The 17,047-nt window shown below is 70.5% G+C and carries 16 protein-coding genes; 5 read left to right on the top strand and 11 right to left on the bottom strand.

Annotated features, from left to right (window positions below; all coding sequences use genetic code 11):
- Positions 1-74 precede the first annotated feature (74 nt).
- Both mgt and ABT367_RS02630 read right to left on the bottom strand, forming a co-directional pair.
- A complete protein-coding gene (gene mgt, locus ABT367_RS02625) occupies positions 75-1,271 on the bottom strand; it encodes a macrolide-inactivating glycosyltransferase (RefSeq protein ID WP_352248795.1) in 1,197 nt (398 codons plus the stop codon).
- A gap of 89 nt (positions 1,272-1,360) precedes the next feature.
- Positions 1,361-2,848 carry a serine-threonine protein kinase gene (locus ABT367_RS02630; RefSeq protein ID WP_352248797.1) on the bottom strand — a complete coding sequence of 496 codons (1,488 nt, stop codon included), beginning with the start codon at positions 2,846-2,848 and terminating at the stop codon, positions 1,361-1,363.
- A gap of 180 nt (positions 2,849-3,028) precedes the next feature.
- Here ABT367_RS02630 and ABT367_RS02635 point away from each other — a divergent pair, with 180 nt between their 5' ends.
- Both ABT367_RS02635 and ABT367_RS02640 read left to right on the top strand, forming a co-directional pair.
- The gene (locus tag ABT367_RS02635; RefSeq protein WP_352248799.1) at positions 3,029-3,388 is read left to right on the top strand and encodes a hypothetical protein; all 360 of its coding nucleotides are present in this window, start codon (positions 3,029-3,031) and stop codon (positions 3,386-3,388) included.
- A gap of 197 nt (positions 3,389-3,585) precedes the next feature.
- Positions 3,586-4,473 (top strand): ANTAR domain-containing protein, encoded by an 888-nt coding sequence (locus ABT367_RS02640; protein WP_352248801.1) that lies wholly within the window; start codon positions 3,586-3,588, stop codon positions 4,471-4,473.
- Positions 4,474-4,514: 41 nt separating this feature from the next.
- Here the strand turns inward: ABT367_RS02640 and ABT367_RS02645 are convergent, their stop codons facing one another.
- A complete protein-coding gene (locus ABT367_RS02645) occupies positions 4,515-5,372 on the bottom strand; it encodes a SigB/SigF/SigG family RNA polymerase sigma factor (RefSeq protein ID WP_352248803.1) in 858 nt (285 codons plus the stop codon).
- A gap of 294 nt (positions 5,373-5,666) precedes the next feature.
- Here ABT367_RS02645 and ABT367_RS02650 point away from each other — a divergent pair, with 294 nt between their 5' ends.
- Together ABT367_RS02650 and ABT367_RS02655 are read left to right on the top strand one after the other, a co-directional pair.
- Complete coding sequence (locus ABT367_RS02650) at positions 5,667-5,960, top strand: DUF5133 domain-containing protein (protein ID WP_352248805.1); 294 nt, start codon at positions 5,667-5,669, stop codon at positions 5,958-5,960.
- 43 nt (positions 5,961-6,003) lie between these two features.
- Positions 6,004-6,444, top strand: coding sequence for an SRPBCC family protein (locus ABT367_RS02655; RefSeq protein ID WP_352248807.1), 441 nt, complete (start codon positions 6,004-6,006; stop codon positions 6,442-6,444).
- Positions 6,445-6,515: 71 nt separating this feature from the next.
- Here the strand turns inward: ABT367_RS02655 and ABT367_RS02660 are convergent, their stop codons facing one another.
- The 5 genes from ABT367_RS02660 to ABT367_RS02680 form a co-directional block, all read right to left on the bottom strand.
- Positions 6,516-7,712: a PP2C family protein-serine/threonine phosphatase gene (locus ABT367_RS02660; protein ID WP_352248809.1), complete on the bottom strand. Its 1,197-nt coding sequence runs from the start codon at positions 7,710-7,712 to the stop codon at positions 6,516-6,518.
- A 221-nt stretch (positions 7,713-7,933) separates the two neighbouring features.
- On the bottom strand, positions 7,934-9,028 hold the full coding sequence (locus tag ABT367_RS02665; protein ID WP_352248811.1) for a glutamate--cysteine ligase 2: 1,095 nt from the start codon (positions 9,026-9,028) through the stop codon (positions 7,934-7,936).
- A 53-nt stretch (positions 9,029-9,081) separates the two neighbouring features.
- Positions 9,082-10,377: an ABC transporter substrate-binding protein gene (locus tag ABT367_RS02670; protein WP_434975381.1), complete on the bottom strand. Its 1,296-nt coding sequence runs from the start codon at positions 10,375-10,377 to the stop codon at positions 9,082-9,084.
- Complete coding sequence (locus ABT367_RS02675) at positions 10,377-11,210, bottom strand: carbohydrate ABC transporter permease (RefSeq protein ID WP_352248813.1); 834 nt, start codon at positions 11,208-11,210, stop codon at positions 10,377-10,379. Before ABT367_RS02675 ends, ABT367_RS02670 begins: the two co-directional genes overlap by 1 nt.
- A gap of 2 nt (positions 11,211-11,212) precedes the next feature.
- Positions 11,213-12,139, bottom strand: coding sequence for a carbohydrate ABC transporter permease (locus ABT367_RS02680; RefSeq protein ID WP_434975382.1), 927 nt, complete (start codon positions 12,137-12,139; stop codon positions 11,213-11,215).
- Between the two features lie 203 nt (positions 12,140-12,342).
- Here ABT367_RS02680 and ABT367_RS02685 point away from each other — a divergent pair, with 203 nt between their 5' ends.
- Positions 12,343-13,206: a phosphotransferase enzyme family protein gene (locus ABT367_RS02685; RefSeq protein ID WP_352248815.1), complete on the top strand. Its 864-nt coding sequence runs from the start codon at positions 12,343-12,345 to the stop codon at positions 13,204-13,206.
- A gap of 81 nt (positions 13,207-13,287) precedes the next feature.
- Here ABT367_RS02685 and ABT367_RS02690 read toward each other — a convergent pair whose 3' ends face one another.
- From ABT367_RS02690 to ABT367_RS02700, 3 genes are all read right to left on the bottom strand, one after another.
- On the bottom strand, positions 13,288-14,547 hold the full coding sequence (locus ABT367_RS02690; RefSeq protein ID WP_352248817.1) for an MFS transporter: 1,260 nt from the start codon (positions 14,545-14,547) through the stop codon (positions 13,288-13,290).
- 265 nt (positions 14,548-14,812) lie between these two features.
- Positions 14,813-15,538: a 3'-5' exonuclease gene (locus ABT367_RS02695; protein WP_352248819.1), complete on the bottom strand. Its 726-nt coding sequence runs from the start codon at positions 15,536-15,538 to the stop codon at positions 14,813-14,815.
- Positions 15,539-15,730: 192 nt separating this feature from the next.
- Positions 15,731-16,981 (bottom strand): SAV2148 family HEPN domain-containing protein, encoded by a 1,251-nt coding sequence (locus tag ABT367_RS02700; RefSeq protein WP_352248821.1) that lies wholly within the window; start codon positions 16,979-16,981, stop codon positions 15,731-15,733.
- Positions 16,982-17,047: the final 66 nt, after the last annotated feature.

The raw sequence follows: 17,047 nt of genomic DNA on the forward strand, positions 1-17,047 counted from the left end.
CACACCGCTCCCGGGCGGCCGCAAAAAGGACGCCGGCACGGCCGCCGGGAAACCGGCGGCCGCACCCACGGCGATCAGGTGCCGGGCAGCTCGGCCTCGATCAGATCGGCCGCCCGCTTGGTGCCGCCCTCGGCCGCGGTCTGTGTCTGCAAGTCGGCCAGCCTGCGGGCGACTTCCGGGTCGGCGCTGATCGTGAGCACGGCCTCGCGCAGCACCTCGGCCGTGGCCTCCTGGGTCGGGATGTGCCGGGCGACGCCGAGCGCCTGGAGCATGTCCGCGTTCCCGAACTGGTCGACCGCCTGCGGCACCGCGATCATCGGGGTCGCGGTGGCCAGGCCCTCCTGGCTGCCGCCTGCGCCGGCGTGCGTGATGAACGCGTCCGCCTGGCGCAGGATGGCGAGCTGCGGCACCCAGTGGTGCACCTCGATGTTGGCCGGGATCTCGCCGAGTTCGGCCGCCTCGACGTGCTTGCCGATCTGCAGGACGACATGCCAGCCCGGCAGCTCGCCGAAGGCCTTCACGCACTCGCGGTAGAAGCCGGGCTGCTTGGTGAAGGTCGAGCCGAGCGAGACGAGCAGCACCTTCTCGGCGCCTTCGGGCCGGACCCACTCCCCCTCGGCCCGCTCCCCCTGACATGCGCCGACGAAGGTGTAGACGGACTCGTCGACACGGTCGGCGTTCGGCTGGAGCGCCTTGGGGATCACCACGAGGCAGCGGTCGGGGCGGCCCATGAAGTTCTCGACGGAGAGGTCCATGCCGTTCTCGGCGATCCACCCGGCGAAGGTGTCGAAGAAGGCCTTGCCGCGCCCGGTCTCCTTCAGGGGATCGAAGAGCGGCTTGCCGACCTCCTCCTCGTATCCCTTCCAGGCGACGAGGTTCGGCGAGAACTGCACGATCGGCACACCCCAGCGGTGCGCGAGGACGCGGGCCGGGTACGCGGTGATGTCGTAGAGGACGAGGTCCGGCTCATCGCCCTCGTAGAGCTTCTCGAGCTGGGGCAGCGCCTGGAGGGCGTCGGTCAGGAAGGGCTCGATGTTGTCGATCAGTTCCGTGCCCCAGGCGTCCGGATCGTCGTCGGTGGGCAGCGTCGAGTCCCAGACCTTGGGCTCGGCGCCGGCCGCCGCGACCTTGTCGGCGAAGGACGCGGGGATCGCGTACGTGACGCGGTGGCCGCGGGCGACGAGCTCGCGGATCACCTCCAGGCTGGGATTCACATGCCCGGAAGCGGCGATGGAGAACATGGCGATGTGCGCGGGCTTGTGAGCTGTCATGCGATCACCTTAGGCGAGACGAGACGTCTCGTGCAAGACGTATCGTCTCGTCGGGGCAGGGCCGGGCGTCTCGCAGGGTCGGGCAGGGTTCAGTCCTCGCGGCCGATCCCGGCGACCTCGACGACGAGCCGGGCGAGGTCCCGGTGGAACACGTCGTTGTGCGCACCGGCGGGCGGGTCTCCTTCACGTACGACAGCGGAGACGTCGACGTTGAGGCACTGCCGGTCGCCCATGCCGCGGCTCAGGACTTCGTCGAGGCCGACCGCGGTGAACGACGCCGCGGCCTGGGCTCCGTCATGGCCGAGGGCTCCCCACTTGCGGTCGATGCCCGACAGTGAGGCCGAGTCGCCGATCATGCGGGTGGCGAGCGGGTGCATCAGGCCGAGCTCGAGATCGTTGTGCGAGTAGCAGCACACGAGCGGACCGGCCAGACGCTCCACGCACCCGGCCAGCGCGCCGCCGCCGCGCATCTGGTGGGGCATGTGGTCGGCGAACGCGAAATGGGACAGGGCCGGTTGCAGCAGCACCATCGAGGCCACCGTGCGGGAGCCCTCGGCCTGGCTGCGTAACGCGTAGGCGACCAGGCGCGCCCCGAAGCCGTGCCCCACCAGGTGGATACGCACGCCGGGCACGCTCCGGGCCAGCAGCGCCAGAACGGGCGCGAGGCCGTACGTACCCACGACGCCCGCGCGCCGGCGGAAGGTGTGCCCGGCGACCTGACGAAGCAGTTCGTGCGCCCCGCGCCACAACTCGTCATGCCCCGTGGCGAAGCGCTCGGCGCCGAACCCGCCCGCGGTCTGCACCGGACCGCCCTGTTCGAGGCGGGGGCTGGGAGCGTCCGGCGCACGGGGCCCCATCACCGCGGACTCCGCGTGGGTGCCGTGGTGCGAGACGTCGGCCGCTTCCTCCTCGCTGTGCTGTTCGGTGCGTTCCGGCCGGTGGTGGGTGGCCTCGACGGCCTCGCGCGCCTCGTCGAGTGCGGAGGCGAACTCCCCGCATACGCCGGCGGTGTCGTCGAAGAGCATCACCGGATCGTGCTGCGGCAGCAGATCGTCCTCGGCGTCCGAGGCGAACTCGGCGCGGGCGTCTGTCAGCCGCAGCTCGACGAGGCGGCGCAGAAGCGTGCCGAAGTCGTCGAGCGCCAGACCGCCGGCGGGCCGCCGCGCCAGCAGGTCGCACAGCTCGTGCACCACGTCGCCACTGGCCGGGAAGGCGTTCACCAGCGCGCGGGCCGTAGCCGCGTCCAGCGCGGGCAACGCGTCAAGGGCGGCGCGGCGCTGCTCCTCGGGCACATGCGGAGCGGACTCGTCCAGAAACCGCATCGCGGGCCAGCGCACGCCCACCTGTGCCATGCGGCCGCCAGGTGCGGCCTCCCGTATGAGTGCGAAGAAGCGCGCGTCGAACTCCCCTGCCACGGCGGGGTCGTTGTTCCAGCCGTGCGCGAGCACGAGGACATCACGCGCGCCGCTGTCCCCGATGTCACTGATCAAACGGTCGCGGGCCCGCGGATCGACGGCTCCCCGCGGGTCGAACTCCCACACACCCTGCGCCGTGGCCCCTCGTCCCGCATCCGTCATCGCCTGCCTCCTCGGCCGCCGTGCGCCGCGGGCCCAGCACCCGACGACCGCTCCTGGCGAGTGCCCCGCGGGCGGGCCCTCATGTCCTGGGGTCACCTGGCGCACACCTCTCGGGCACTTCGGCTCCACTCCGGGACCACACCGCGTTTGCGCCGCGAAGACCGGGTCATCCGCAACGGCATGACGAACCAACACAGCAGGACCGACAGCAAGCAGCCGGCCGACATGGCCGCAAAGGCAGCCGGCGCAGTGACGGACGCCGGCGGCGAGGCGGCCGAGAAGTCGGCCCGCGCCTCGGGCCGTGTCTTCACCGGTGCGCTCGACGGCGTCGAGTCCGGCCGCAAGGCCGTGACGGCGACCGCGGGACGGGCGGGTGCGGCGGCCCTGACGGCGTGGGCGGCCTTCAAGAACCGCAAACTGATCGCGGCTCTCTCGGCGGCCGGGATCACCGCACTCGGCCTGGCCACCTATGGCGCGGGACGCCGCGCCGAGCGCAACCGCCGCGGGCCGGTGGCGCGATGGAGCGGCGGACGTCTGTGAGCGTGGTTTGCGTCCGGCCTGACGGGATACGTGCAGAGACACCCCATGGGCAGATCTGTCAGAGCGCACCGTGGGTCAGGCGTCGCCCGGTTGAGAAAACAGCCGGCGGCGCCGCCGTACGTATGCCCCGGCCGATTCCGCGCCCCCGCCGTACGAGCGGGACGACGGCCTGAAACCGGAGCAGGAGAAGGGAACGCATGGACCGAAGAACCCGCATGCACGTCGCACAGGAGCCTGAGCAGGGTGACGTCGAAGCGCTACGCGACCGACTCGCCCGCACCACCGAGGAGATCCGGCACCTGCGGGCCCGTGATCGCAGCCGGCCGGCCGTCGCGATGGCCCAGGGCATGCTGATGGAGCGCTACCGGCTCCGGGACGCCGACGAGGCGTTCGTCCTGCTGCGCCACACCTCCCAGCGTTTCAACGTGAAGATGCGCTCCCTGGTGGACGCGGTGCTCACCACCGCATGCCCCGACAGCATGAGGGAGCTGTGGTTCCCCGGCAGGGTCAGGCAGCACCCTCCCCTGCTGCCGGCCCTGGACCTCGACGGCGATGCGCCGGCGCACCGCAGCGGCGTGCTGCGCGTGGTCCTTTCCCAGGTTCTCGCCATCACCGGGACCGACATGGGCAATGTGCAGCTGGCCGACCCGGCGGCGCGCGGCCTGCGCCTCGAACACCACACCGGTCACAGCGACGACTTCGTGGACTACTTCGCCTTCGTCGGCGAGAAGGGCACGGCCTGCGGCGAGGCCGCCGCGGCTCTCGCGCTGCGCACCGTGCGCGACGTGGCCGTCGACCCCGTCTTCACCGACGGCGCACGGCGCACGATCCTGCAGGCGGGCAGCCGGTCCGTGCACAGTGTTCCGCTGATCGGCGCGGACGGTGCGTGCGTGGGCATGGTGTCGGCCCACCTGTCCGGCCCCTCCGGTGAACTGGCCGCGAACCAGTCGGCGTTGCTGACCAGGATCGGCCACGAGGCCGGCCGCTGGCTGGCCTGGTACGAGGAAACCCTGGTGCGGGACGCCCTGGAGTTCCTGCACGCCCTCGGGCGCCGCCCCGACCTGCTCCCGCCGCGAGGGGCGTAAGCCCCTCGCCGCAGTGCCGGGGCGGCGCCGCCGCGAGGTCCTCATGCGGCGCGGGGCAGATCCTGCTCGTCGGCGCCGAGGGCCTGGGCGCGGACCTTGGCGCAGCTGCGCGTGATGAGCCGGGACACATGCATCTGGGAGATGTCCAGCTGATCGGCGATGGCCTGCTGCGTCTTGTCCTCGAAGAAGCGCAGATAAAGGATCGTGCGCTCGCGCTCGGGCAGCTTCGCAAGCCCCTCCTTCGCCGCCTCGCGGTCGACCACGGTGTCATAGGCGGGGTCGGGGTCGCCGAGCGCGTCGGCCAGGCTGAAGCCGTCGTCGGCGGAGGACAGCTGGGCGTCCAGGGACAGCGTGCTGTGGCTGTGCAGTGCCTGTATGCCCTCCTTCACCTCGTCCTCGGTGAGGCCGAGGTGTGCGGCGATCTCCTCGATCTGAGGTTCATGGGCGCCGGGCATCTGGGACAGCTCACGGTGCGCAGCGCGGATGCGGTTGCGCAGCTCCTGTACGCGGCGCGGGACGCGCAGCGCCCAGGACCGGTCCCGGAAGTGCCGCTTGATCTCGCCGGTGATCGTGGGCACCGCGTAGCTCTCGAACGCCCCGCGGCTCGGCTCGTAATGATCGATCGCCTTGACCAGGCCCAGCGCGGCGACCTGGCGCAGATCGTCGAGTTCCTCACCGCGCCGGCCGAAACGCCCCGCGATGCGGTGGGCCATCGGCAGCCAGGCCTCGGCGAGTTCTTCCTTCAGAAGCTCACGCTCCGGTCCTTCGTCCAGGTTCACCAGCCGCGCGAACTGCGCCGCGGTGTCCGGTGCGTCATCGTGCGGGTGACGCACGCGTCGAGAGGTGGACGAGGTGGGGTGGCCGGGGCGGATGTTCCTGGTGTGGATATGCGCAGACATACGAATCCCTTCGCCGTGGAGTCATCAAGCTCGACCGCAGTGAGGGGCCGTTCGTCGGGCCACCGTGCATCCGGAACCGGACAGACCGCCCCTGCGGCTGCGCCTCCGGTCCGAAGCACGTGGACTCGCATGCCCTGACGCTCCGCCGCCAAACGGACAAGTTCAAACGGACCGGTTCACGACCGCGCACCGTCACGGTCTCGCCCCGGAGAGGCATGGCCGAGGTCATCCCGGGAACACGGGGGACCGGAAGCGACGGGCCCGTTCGGGCGGACAGACGAAGGGGGAGTTCGAATGCTGATGGCGCACCCGGCCGTGCTGCTCGACCTGATGGACGAGTACGCGGCGCTGAAGATCCTCGAAGCCGAGAAGGGGACCCCTCAGGTGCAGCGGAGACTGGAGGACGTGGCGTACACGCTGTGTATCGCCACGGGTACCCGGGATGTCGACATGGCCCTGATCGCGGCACGGCACCGGCTGTCGGGTGCGCGTCCGGGCGACGACTCGCTGGTGCCGGATGCCCCCACGGGTGACGGCCCGCTGGTCCCGGACGCCCGTAGGGCCGGCGGCTCGCTGGCCGGCGCCTGACGCGCACGCACCTCTCGTACGTACGAAAGAGGAGGAGAAACCCATGTCGTCCTCACTGCTCGAAGCCGTCGACGTCGAAGCGCCCGTCTCGGTGAGCTGGGCGCTGTGGAAGGACGTCGAACGCTGGCCTTCCTTCCTCAGCCATGTGAAACACGTCAAGCGCATCGACCCGAACACCTTCGCCTGGCAGCTCTCGTTGCCGGGCGCCGAGAAGGAGTTCGTGGCGGAACTCGCCGAGGTCGTCCCCGAGGAGCGCATCGCCTGGCATACCACCCAGGGCGTGGAACACGCGGGCGTGGTCACCTTCCACCGGCTCAGTGACACGCGCAGCCGCGTGACGCTGCAGGTCGAATACGACCCGAAGGGCTTCGTGGAGCATCTGGGCGCCCTGACGAACCTCGACAAGACCCTGGCCAATTACGACCTGGGCCAGTTCAAGAACATGGCGGAGCGAGAGGCCGCGCGCAGCGGCGGCTCCGCCTGAGACGTCACGGCACCTGGGACCTCACACCGCCCGAGACATCACGACACCTGGGACCTCACACGCCCGAGACATCACGACAGCGGAGGGTTCCACTCCAGCAGCAGGATCGTGGCGTCGTCGCGGAGCCTGTTCTCGGAGGCGTCGAGCACCGAGTGGATCAGACGGCGCAGCGTCTCCGGGGCGGGCTCCCCGGTGGAGGCGGCGTGGATCACCGCCTGTGCGAACCGATGGGCGCCGAACTCGGCACCGTCGGCGAGGCGGGCCTCGGTGATGCCGTCGGTGTGCAGCAGTACGCGGTCCCCCGGCTCGAGCGCGATCTGGTGGACCTCCCGGGAAGCGTCCGTGAGCAGGGCGGGCAGCCCCATCGGAACGTCCGGTTCGCGCTCCATGGCCTCGGACACAAGGCGCTGGCCGCGCACCAGGAGCGGGGGCGGATGGCCGCAGTTGATCCAGCGCAGCGCTCCCGTGGCCAGGTCCAGCTGGGCCAGGACGGCGGTGCAGAACTGGTCGGGCAGCCACTCGCCGAGCGCTGTGTCCACGGCGGTCGTCAGCTCGGTCAGATCCGAGCCGGTCCGCCTCGCGTTGCGGCACGCGGCCATCGCGACGGTGGCGGTGAGGCCCGAGGACAGATCGTGGCCCATCGCGTCCACCACGGCGGCATGCAGGGTGGTCGGGGTCAGCGCGTGGTCGTACGCATCGCCGCCGATCTCGTACGCGGGCTCCATCACCGCGGTGGACACGATCCGTGGCGTACCGATGGTGCGCGGCGGCAGCAGGGCGCGGAGCATCTCGGCCGGCAGCCCCATGGGCTCGGTCCGTGTGCGCTGCACCACGGAGTCCTTGTAGGCGCGCTTCGAGGTGATCACCGGGGCGAGCAGGGCGGCCAGGGCCCGGCAGCGCACCAGGAACGAGGAGTCCATGGCCGGTGTCGAGGCGGCAAGCACCCCGAGCCGCTCCGCCCCGTCGATCAGCGGCAGCCAGACCGTGATGGCGCGGCCGTCCTCCTCGATGTGCAGATCCTGTTTCCGGTACGCCCAGCCGCCGGCGGAGTCGTCGACGGCCAGCGGCTCCGCCGGTGACCCGAGCGGAATCAGCCGGCGCTGCTGCAGGTCGGCCAGATACGCCTGGACAGGCGCCAGGTCCATGGCCTCGGCCGCCAGGGTGACGACCATGGCCAGATCGAGCTCCGCGATCTGGCCGCCGGCGAGAAAGGCGGTCAGTCGGGCATCGAGGCCGTCCGTGTCCTCCGCGTCCTGCGCTGCCGTCACACCGCCGCTCCCGTGTCGGTACTGCCGTGTCGTCCAGGCAGCTCACTGCCTTCTCGCAGTGTCACACCGGGCGGCCGTGCGGTCGTGTTCGTCCCGGCCGGTGGAGTGACCGGACGGACAGGTCAGGCGCAGGTTTCACGCTGAGTGATCGCAGGAGGCGTACGGCTCACTGGCGGGCCGTCGCGACAGGGCACCCGGACCCGGACCCGGCACCCGGACCATCACACACCGCGGGCCGTGCGCCGTACGCACTCGTCGACCACCTCGCGCAGATTGCCGTCGCGCTCGAAGACCGCGCGCTGGACGCTCGCTCCGTTGCCGTCCCGCAGCAGCCGGTCGAGCAGCGAGCGGGCCGTCTCCAGATCGCCGGTGTCCTCGAGCGCGGGACGCACATGCGCGAAGAGCGCCTCCACCACGGAACGGGCCGGCGCGGGCTCCATCAGCAGAGGGTGGACGAGCTCGTCCGCCAGACCCGAGCGGGCCGCGCGCCAGGAGGCCAGACGGAGCACGGCCACGGAGTGCGGTACGGGCGCCTCGCCCGCGCGCCACTCACGTGCCGCCGTCTCCACGAGACCGCGTACGAGCATGGCGACCAGCACCGTCATCGACGGTTCGAGGCAGACGTCGGAGATGCGCACCTCGACGGTCGGATACGTGTCCGAGAGCCGGGCGTCGAAGTAGACCATGCCTTTGTCCAGGAGGGCGCCGGTGGCGACCATGGCGCGGGTCTGCTCGTGGTACGCGGCCGCGTCGTCGAAGAGCTCCACCGGCCCGGCCGAGGGCCAGCGGCCCCAGACCCGGCTGCGATAGCTGTGGTAGTCGGTGTTCCTGCCCTGCCAGAAAGGGGAGTTGGCGCTCAGCGCGAGCAGCGCCGAAAGCCAGGGGCGGATCCTGTTGAGTACCGCCACGCCCTCCTCGTCGGACTCCACGAAGACATGGACGTGACAGCCGCAGGTGAGCTGCTCCTGCGTGGTGAGGCCGAACTGCTCCTCCAGCCACTGGTAGCGCGGTCCGGTCCCGATGGTGGGGTTCACCGGAAGGGGTGAGGTGGCGAGCGCCACGACCGCGGCGCCGAGTGTCTCGGCGTGCTGCGCCGCGGCCTCCCGCCACCGCACGATCTCCCGCGCGAGCGCGGACATCTCCTCCTGCGGGCTGGTGGCGAACTCCAGTTGCTGCCGGTGGAGCTCCGCCTCGAAGGCGTCGTCGGGGTCTCCGTCGCGGGACGCCATCGCCAGGACGGCCTGGGAGAGCGCGGTGGGCTCCCCGCTCTCCTGGTCGACGAGGAGCAACTCCTCTTCCACCCCGACACTGCGCATACGGACCATCCCTCGGCGGATCGGGCCCCTCGACGGATCGGGAGCGCGGACGGCTATCTCTGGTAGCGCTTGAGTACCAGGTTTCCGTCCTTCACAATCCGCTTCTCGAGCTCGGCCGCGTCGATCGCCCCGCTGTAATACTCCTGCAGCGCGGGTGTGGCCACCTTGTCCTTCCACTCGGGATAGCCGCGTACGGACTGGGCCGGGGCCGAGGTCAGATGCGAGGCCAGGGCGGTGCCGGTGGCCCAGCCGTCCTTCTCGGCGTGCAGCGCGGGCGCCTCGAGCGCCTCCGTCCCCGTGGGCAGCATCCAGTCACCCTTGGCCAGGCGCACCATGTTGTCCGGCTGCAGCAGGAAGTCGATGAACTCCATCGCCTCCTTCTTGTGCTCGGTGTCCTCGGAGATCGACAGGGTCTGCGGCGAGACGCCCTGCGTGAGCCCGTCGGCGCCGGCGGGTGCGGGCAGCACCTGCCACTCGAAGCCGTCCGGTGCCTGCTGGACGATCTGCTGGCGGTACGAGAAGCCGAGCGGCACCATCGCGTACTTGCCGCCGAAGAAGCCGGGCAGGGTGTCCGAGCCGCCCATGCCGAGCGTCGTGCTCGACGCGCTGTGGTCGGTGTTGACCTGGTCGTGGATCGTGCCGGGCACGACCCCGTCGCCCTCCTCGAAGCGGATGTCGACCTTGCCGTCGGGCTCCCGGTGGAAGAGCTGACCGCCCGCGGAGAGCGAGAGGTTGAGGGTGGCGGAGACCGGCTCCTTCAGGGGCCAGGCGACTCCGTACTTGCCGTCGCCGCTCAACTCCTTGGTGATCCGGCGGAACTCCTCCCAGGTCCAGGGCTTGTCCGGCGTCGGGATCCGTACGCCGGACTCCTTGAGCCACTTGGCGTTCGCCATGATGACCCGCGGCTCCTGGAGGAACGGGACGCCGTAGATCCCCTCGTCGAAGGTCGTCGTGTCCCAGCTGTTGCGCGGGATGTCGGACTTCAGGCGCGCGGGGATCAGCTCGGAGAGATCGGCGAGATAGCCGCCGTACGCGAAGTCCGCGAGGTCGTCGGAGGCGTCGTGGATGATGTCCGGCGCCTCACCGCCCTCGAAGGAGGTGAGCAGCTGGTCGTGCACGCTGTCCCAGCTGCCCTGGATGTACTTGACCTGGACGTCGGGGTGGGCGGCGTTCCACTCCTTGACCAGTTCCTTGTTCACCTCGACGGACTCGGCCTGCCAGGCGAGCGACTGGAACTGGAGGGTGATCTTCCCGTCCTTGTCGGGCTCGTCGCCGCTGCAGCCGGTGAGCACCGTCATGAGCGCGGCCGCGAGCAGGCCGATGACCTTGAAGGCCCTGATCGAGCACATCAGCTCTTCACCGCCCCTGCGAGCATGCCGCCCGTGATCCGCTTCTGGATGATCGCGAAGATCACCAGGGAGGGGATGGTGGCGAGGAACGCGGCGGCGGCGAGCGGACCGAGGTCGGCCACGCCCTCCGTGCCGATGAAGCGGTTCAGGATGACCGGCAAGGTCTGCTTCTCCGGGGTCTTGAGCAGGACGAGCGCGAAGAAGAACTCGTTCCACGCCGTGATGAAGGCGAACATCGCGGTGGCCACGATGCCGGGTGCGAGCAGCGGTGCGACCACCGAGACGAACGTCCGCAGCTTGCTCGCGCCGTCGACCGCCGCGGCCTCCTCGAGCTCGGCCGGCACGGCCCGTACGTAGCCGACGAGCATCCAGAGCGCGAAGGGCAGCGACCAGACCACGTACACCAGGATCAGGCCGGGCAGGGCGTTGATCAGATGCAGATTCTTCAGGATCAGGAACAGCGGGATGATGATGAGCACGAACGGGAACGCCTGGCTCACCACGACCCAGCCGGTCGCGGCCTTGGACAGGCGATTGCGGTGACGGGCCATCACATAGGCCATCGGTGTCGCGATCACCACCGCGACCAGGGCCGCGCTCAGCGCCACGATCAGGGAGTTGAGACCGGCCTGGAGCAGCGGCTGTTCGTCGAAGGCCTGCCGGAAGTTCTGCAGGGTGGGGTTCTCGGGGATCCAGGTCGGATCCAGACTCCCCAGCTCCTTGGCCGGCTTGAACGCCGTGGAGATCAGCCACAGGAACGGGAAGGCCAGGAAGACGAGATAGGCGAGCAGGGCCACGTACTGCGCGGCGCGTGCGGATTTTTTCGTACGCATGACTACTCGTCGCCTCCCTTCAGACGGCCGACCAGATAGAACGCGAGGATCACCGAGATCACCGCGACCATGACGCAGCCCATCGCCGCGGCGTACCCGAACTGCCCGTACCGGAAAGCCTCTTCGTAAGCGAAGAGCATCGGCAGGCGGGTGCGGCCGCCCGGGCCGCCCTGGGTGAGCACATAGACCAGGGCGAACGAGTTGAAGTTCCAGATGAAGTTGAGCGCCGAGATGGCGAGCGCGATCGGTTTGATGGCCGGCCAGGTGACCGTGCGGAACCGGCGCCAGGCGCCCGCGCCGTCCATCGCGGCCGCCTCATGGAGCTCGCGCGGGGTGTTCTGCAGTCCGGCGAGCAGCGCGACCGTGGTCTGCGGCATACCCGCCCAGATACCGACGACGATCACCGCGAACAGCGCGGTCGCCGTGCCGGTCAGCCAGTCGCGGCCCTCGCCCAGACCCAGGCTGGAGAGCGTTTCGTTGAGCACGCCCGCGTCGGGGTGGTAGACGAGCCGCCACATGATGCCGACGACGACCTCGGGCATCGCCCACGGGATGATCGCCAATGCCCGGGCCAGCCAGCGGAAGCGCAGGTTCTGGTTGAGCAGCAGCGCCAGGCCGAGGGCCAGGAAGAACTGCGGAACGGTGACGCCGACCGCCCAGAGCAGACCGATGCGGAACGAGTCCCAGAACAGGGTGTCGTGCAGCAGGTCCTGGAAGTTGAGGAGCCCGATCCACTGGGTGGGTTCGGTACGTCCTGACTGGGAGTCGGTGAACGCGAGCGCGATGCCGTAGAGCAGCGGCCCGACGCTAAGGACCAGAATCGGAATCAGCGCCGGCAGGACCAGGAACCAGGCTCCGTGGTCGGCCGGTCTGCGCGAGGGCGCATTCTTCGCTGACCGCTTCGACTTCGTCGCGGTCGCCAATGTCACGGAATCGGCTCCTTCGGGCGGGTACGTGGGGGTACGGCCGCCCTAGACGGCTAAGTCATCGTGCTGACGTGGACCTGATACGTCAAGCGACCTCGCAGGGGTTACGCGGTGTGCGAATGCAAGACTGATCCCCGACCGCGGACGCCGGCCGGGAAACGGAACGGCACCGCGGCAGGTGCGACCGGAACGTAGGGAGGCGGCGGATGGACGAGGCAAGGGCACGTCAGGTGCTCGACGGCGTGGGGCTCACCGGGGATGCGCGGCTGCTCTCGCTCGGTGAGAACGCGGTGTTCGCACTCGGTGATCTGGTCGCCAAGGTCGGCCGCTCTGCTCCTGGACTGATCGAACGGGCCGGCCACGAGGTGAAGATCGCCGAATGGCTCGCGGAGTCGGGAGTGCCGGCGGTGCGGGCCGCCGAGCCCAAGCCCCGTGTGTTCGAGGGGCATCCGGTCACGGTGTGGCAGCGGCTCGGCGAGTCGGTGCGGCCCGCGGAGCCGGCGGATCTCGCCGCGCTGATCCGGCTCGTGCATCAACTGCCCTCCCCTCCCGCGGAGTCCTTCGTGCTGCCGCGCCGTGAACTGCTCGGCGGGGTCAACCGCTGGCTGCGGCTCGCCGGTGACGCGATCGATCCCGCGGATGTGGAGTTTCTGCGGGCGCGGCGGGCCGCCTTCTCGCGGGAGGTGCAGGAGCTGACGCCGCATCTGCCCAAGGGGCCCATCCACGGGGACGCACTGCCGCGGAACGTACTGGTGACGGCGGACGGTCCGGTGCTCGTGGATCTGGAGACGTTCTCGTCCGACTTCCGCGAGCACGATCTCGTGGTGATGGCCCTGTCCCGCGACCGGTACGGGCTCGACCCCGCCGCGTATGACTCCTTTGTCCGGATCTACGGATGGGATGTCCGGGAGTGGGAGGGGTGTGCGGTGCTCCGGGGTGCGCGGGAGACGGCGAGCTGTGCGTGGGTGGCGCAGCACGCGCCCACCAACCCGAAGGCGCTGGCGGAGTTCGAGCGGCGGGTGGCGTCCTTGCGGGACGGGGATCCGTCGGTGCGGTGGTATCCGTTCTGAGCGGCTGAAGGTCCCGTTCCGGGAGGCCGAGACGTCCCGCGTGAGGTCCGGCCGCGGGGACGCGTGTGCGTACCGGGCGGGCTACACGGTTTCGAGGACAGGCTCCGAACGTCGCAGCCCCCGGATCGGACGGGTGGCGACGAGTGCCACCGCGCACCCGGTGCTCATCAGGGCGGCGAGCAACAGCAGTTCGTGTACGCCCAGGACCGAGCTTGCCGGTCCGGAGACCACCTGGCCGAGCGGGACCGCCAGGATCGACCCCGCGATCTCGTACGCGGAGATCCGGTTGAGCTTGTCCGCCGGGATCCGGGTCTGCACGGTCGTCGCCCACTGCACGCCCCAGAACGCCCAGCCGACGCCGCTCAGCGCGTAGCCGAGGAACACCATGGGCAGCGAGATGTCCGGGGCGAGCCCCGCGGCGAGCGGCATCAGCGGGAACAGGAACATCGCCACCGCCCCGCCGAGCAGCGGCCGCGCGGGGCGCATCCGGATCGCGAGCAGGCCACCGAGCACGCAGCCGGCGCCGAACGCGCCTTCTGCGTAGCCGAAGGCGGCGCTCCCGTGCTCCCCGGTGATCGAGGCCGCGCCGAGCGGAGTGACCGGACCCCAGACGAACACGCCGAGCACCCACCAGATGAGGATCACCGCCCACAGCCAGGATCTGGAGCGGAACTCCTGCCAGCCCTCGCGCAGGTTCTCCAGGGTCGAGGCGGAACCGTCGACCGTGTACGCCCCGAGCCGCAGCGCGAGCAGGCACAGACCGCTCGCCCCGAACGTGCCCGCGGTCACCGCGAAGGCCCACACCGGGGAGAAGGCCGCGAGGAGTCCCGCGAGCGCGGGTCCGGCCATGGTCGAGATGCCTTGCGCCACGCGCAGCACCCCGTTGGCCTTCTGCGCATCGACGGCGACTTGTGGGACGAGGCCGTTCACACCCGGCTGGAACATCGCGGTGGCCAGACCGCCGAGCGCCGTCACACCGATCAGGAACCACAGTCCGGGCCGCCCCGAGGCGAAGGCCAGGGCCGTCACCCCGATCAGGGCGCAGCGCACCGCGTCCGCCCCGATCATCAGCGGCCGCGGGTGGATCCGGTCCGCGAGCACCCCGCCGAAGACCACGAAGAGCGCGAACGCCCCCATCCAGGCGCCCAGCGCATACCCGACCGCGCTCACTCCGTACCCGAGGGCCAGCATCGCCACCGACAGCGCGACGGGCAGCATCGCGTCACCGAGCAGCGAGGCGATACGGGCGGTGAAGTAGAGGGTGAAGTTGCGGGTCCACAACGGCGGTGCGGGAAGCGGTGGTTCGCCCGTCGCGGGCGCCGCCCGGGTCGTGTCCGTCATCGCGGACCGCCACCCGCCCGCCGTACGGCACCGCTCGGCACGCTCTCCGCCCCAGCACGACCCACGGGTCCCACGCCCCACCCCAACACAAGCGATCGACACGGCTCTTGCCGAGCCTCGGCACCGCTCATGTTGACCATGACCCCGCCCCGGGAGCAAGGTCTATACCACCGACGATCCCGCGACCCCGCGCCCGCCGCTCCCCTCCGCCTCCCGAACCGAGGGCTTCACCCGCCCCCGCAATCCAGGGCTTCCGCCGGACCCTTCACACCCCGGAGTTGATATCGAGCTCCCTCAACGGCCAGCTCGCCTCGACCACCGCCGACGCATCCCCCTTCGCCCTCAGGAACTCCTGGAAGTCCGCCGCCCACTCCGCGTACCAGGCGATCTGCTGACGGTGCAGCGCGGCCGGGCCAAGGGTGGCGATCTTCGGGTAGCGGTCGGCTATCGCGCCCGCGAGCCGGGCCGCGGCGAGTGCGTCGGCCGTCGCATTGTGCGCGTCGTCGAGCACGATCCCGTACTCGGTGCAGACCGCCTCGAGATTGCGCTTGCCTTTGCGGTAGCGATCTGCGGTGCGGTCGATGATGTACGGGTCGATGACGGGCGCCGGCTCGCGTCCGCCCAGTCGCTCCCGCAGCGAAGGCAGGCCATGGCGCCGCAACTCGGCGGAGAGCAGGGTCAGATCGAAGGTCGCGTTGTACGCCACGACCGGGACGCCCGTGTCCCAGTACCCCACCAGGGCCCGGGCCAGCTGATCCGCGACCTCCCCGGCCGGACGGCCTTCGGACGCCGCGCGCTCACTGCTGATGCCGTGCACCGCGACCGCCTCGGCGGGGATCGGCACGCCCGGATCGGCGAGCCACTCCCTGCGCCCTATCGGCTTCCCACCCCTGACCTCGATCAGCGCGCCGGTCACGATGCGCGCCTCGCGCGGGTCCGTGCCCGTGGTCTCGAGGTCGAAGCCGATCAGCAGCTCCTGGTGCCAGCCCATGCGTGGCGCCTCCTTCGTTGCGGTTCCCCCGTGTGGTCACACGATCGCATGCGGCACTGACAACGAGGTCCGCCCGGGGTCCGCTCCGGGGTACGGGCCCGCGAGGCCCCGGGGATCACGGCACCCGACAACACGACCCCCGAGGATCAAGGCGCCCGCCGACACGCCCCCGGAGATCACGGCACCCGGAGCTCACGACACCGGCCGGGAATCCGCCCACACCGACTCGAACTCTTCCCGGTACGTCTCGAAGAGGCCGTGCTCCCCGCCCCGCGCCTCGTCCGCCTTGACCACCCGGGAGCCGCTGCGCAGCACCAGGACGGGCGCCTCCATGCCGCGCGCGCGGCGCAGATAGGACTGGATCACCGCGACCCCGTCCGCCCCGTCCCCGTCGACCAGGTACGCGGTGAAGCGAGGGGTCTCGTCGAAGACATGGATCTGGAAGGCGCCGGGGTCGCGCAGGCGCGAGCGCACCCGTCGCATATGCAAAATGTTCATCTCGACGGAGCGGCTCAACTCGCCCCGCTTCAGCCCCAGTTCCCGCTCGCGCCGTTTCACCGCGCTGCTCGCCGGGTTCAGGAAGAGCAGCCGCACGCGCCCGCCCGCCTCCGCGAGGCGCATCAGCCGGCGGCCCGAGAAGTTCTGCACCAGGAGATTGAGCCCTATGCCGATCGCGTCGAGGCGGCGGGCGCCGCCGAACAGATCCTCCGCCGGAAACTGACGCAGGAGACGGACCCGGTCCGGATGCACCCCGACCACGTCCGCGTACCGGTCCCCGACGATGTCCTCCACCGCGTCCACCGGCAGTCGGCGCGCGGACGGCACCTCCGCGTCACCGCCCAATATCTCAAGGAGACGGGAGGATGCCCGCTCGGCCTGCGCGAGCACCGTCTCGGACAGGGCGCGGTTGCGGGAGACCACATTGCGCGTGACCTCCAGCTCGTCCAGGGCGAGCTCCACATCGCGCCGGTCGTCGAAGTACGGCTCGAAGCAGGGCCAGTGCTGGACCATCAGTTCGCGCAGCTGCGGCAGCGTGAGGAAACTCAGCACATTGTCGTCGGCCGGGTCCAGCAAGTACCCCTTGCGGCGGCTCACTTCCCGTACGGCGACCGCCCGCTGCACCCACTCCTGTCCGGCGGGACCTGCGGCGGCCACGACCCAGTCGTCGCCGTGGACGGGTTCGTAGATGGGGCGCAGGACGGCGGCGACCACGGCGCGCAGCCGCTGCTCGACCAGATTCAGCCAGATATAGGCCCGCCCGGCGCGCTGTGCGCGGGTGCGCACCTCGCGCCAGGCGTCGGCGCCCCAGTTCAGTTCCGGTCCGATCTGGGAGCCCGTGTCCACAGGTCGTGCCAGGGACACCGCTGAGGGCGGGGTGTCCGTGGAGCCTCCCTCATCGCGACCCGAGTCGCCTGGGGGCAGCTCAAGACCTCCCGAGCTCACCCGTGCACCGCCTTCCGCTCCCCCTGGGACCCTGTCGCGTTGACGAAACGGGCCTCCGGGCCGAGC

It is taken from the genome of Streptomyces mesophilus, from assembly GCF_040300965.1.
Taxonomy (GTDB): domain Bacteria; phylum Actinomycetota; class Actinomycetes; order Streptomycetales; family Streptomycetaceae; genus Streptomyces; species Streptomyces mesophilus_A.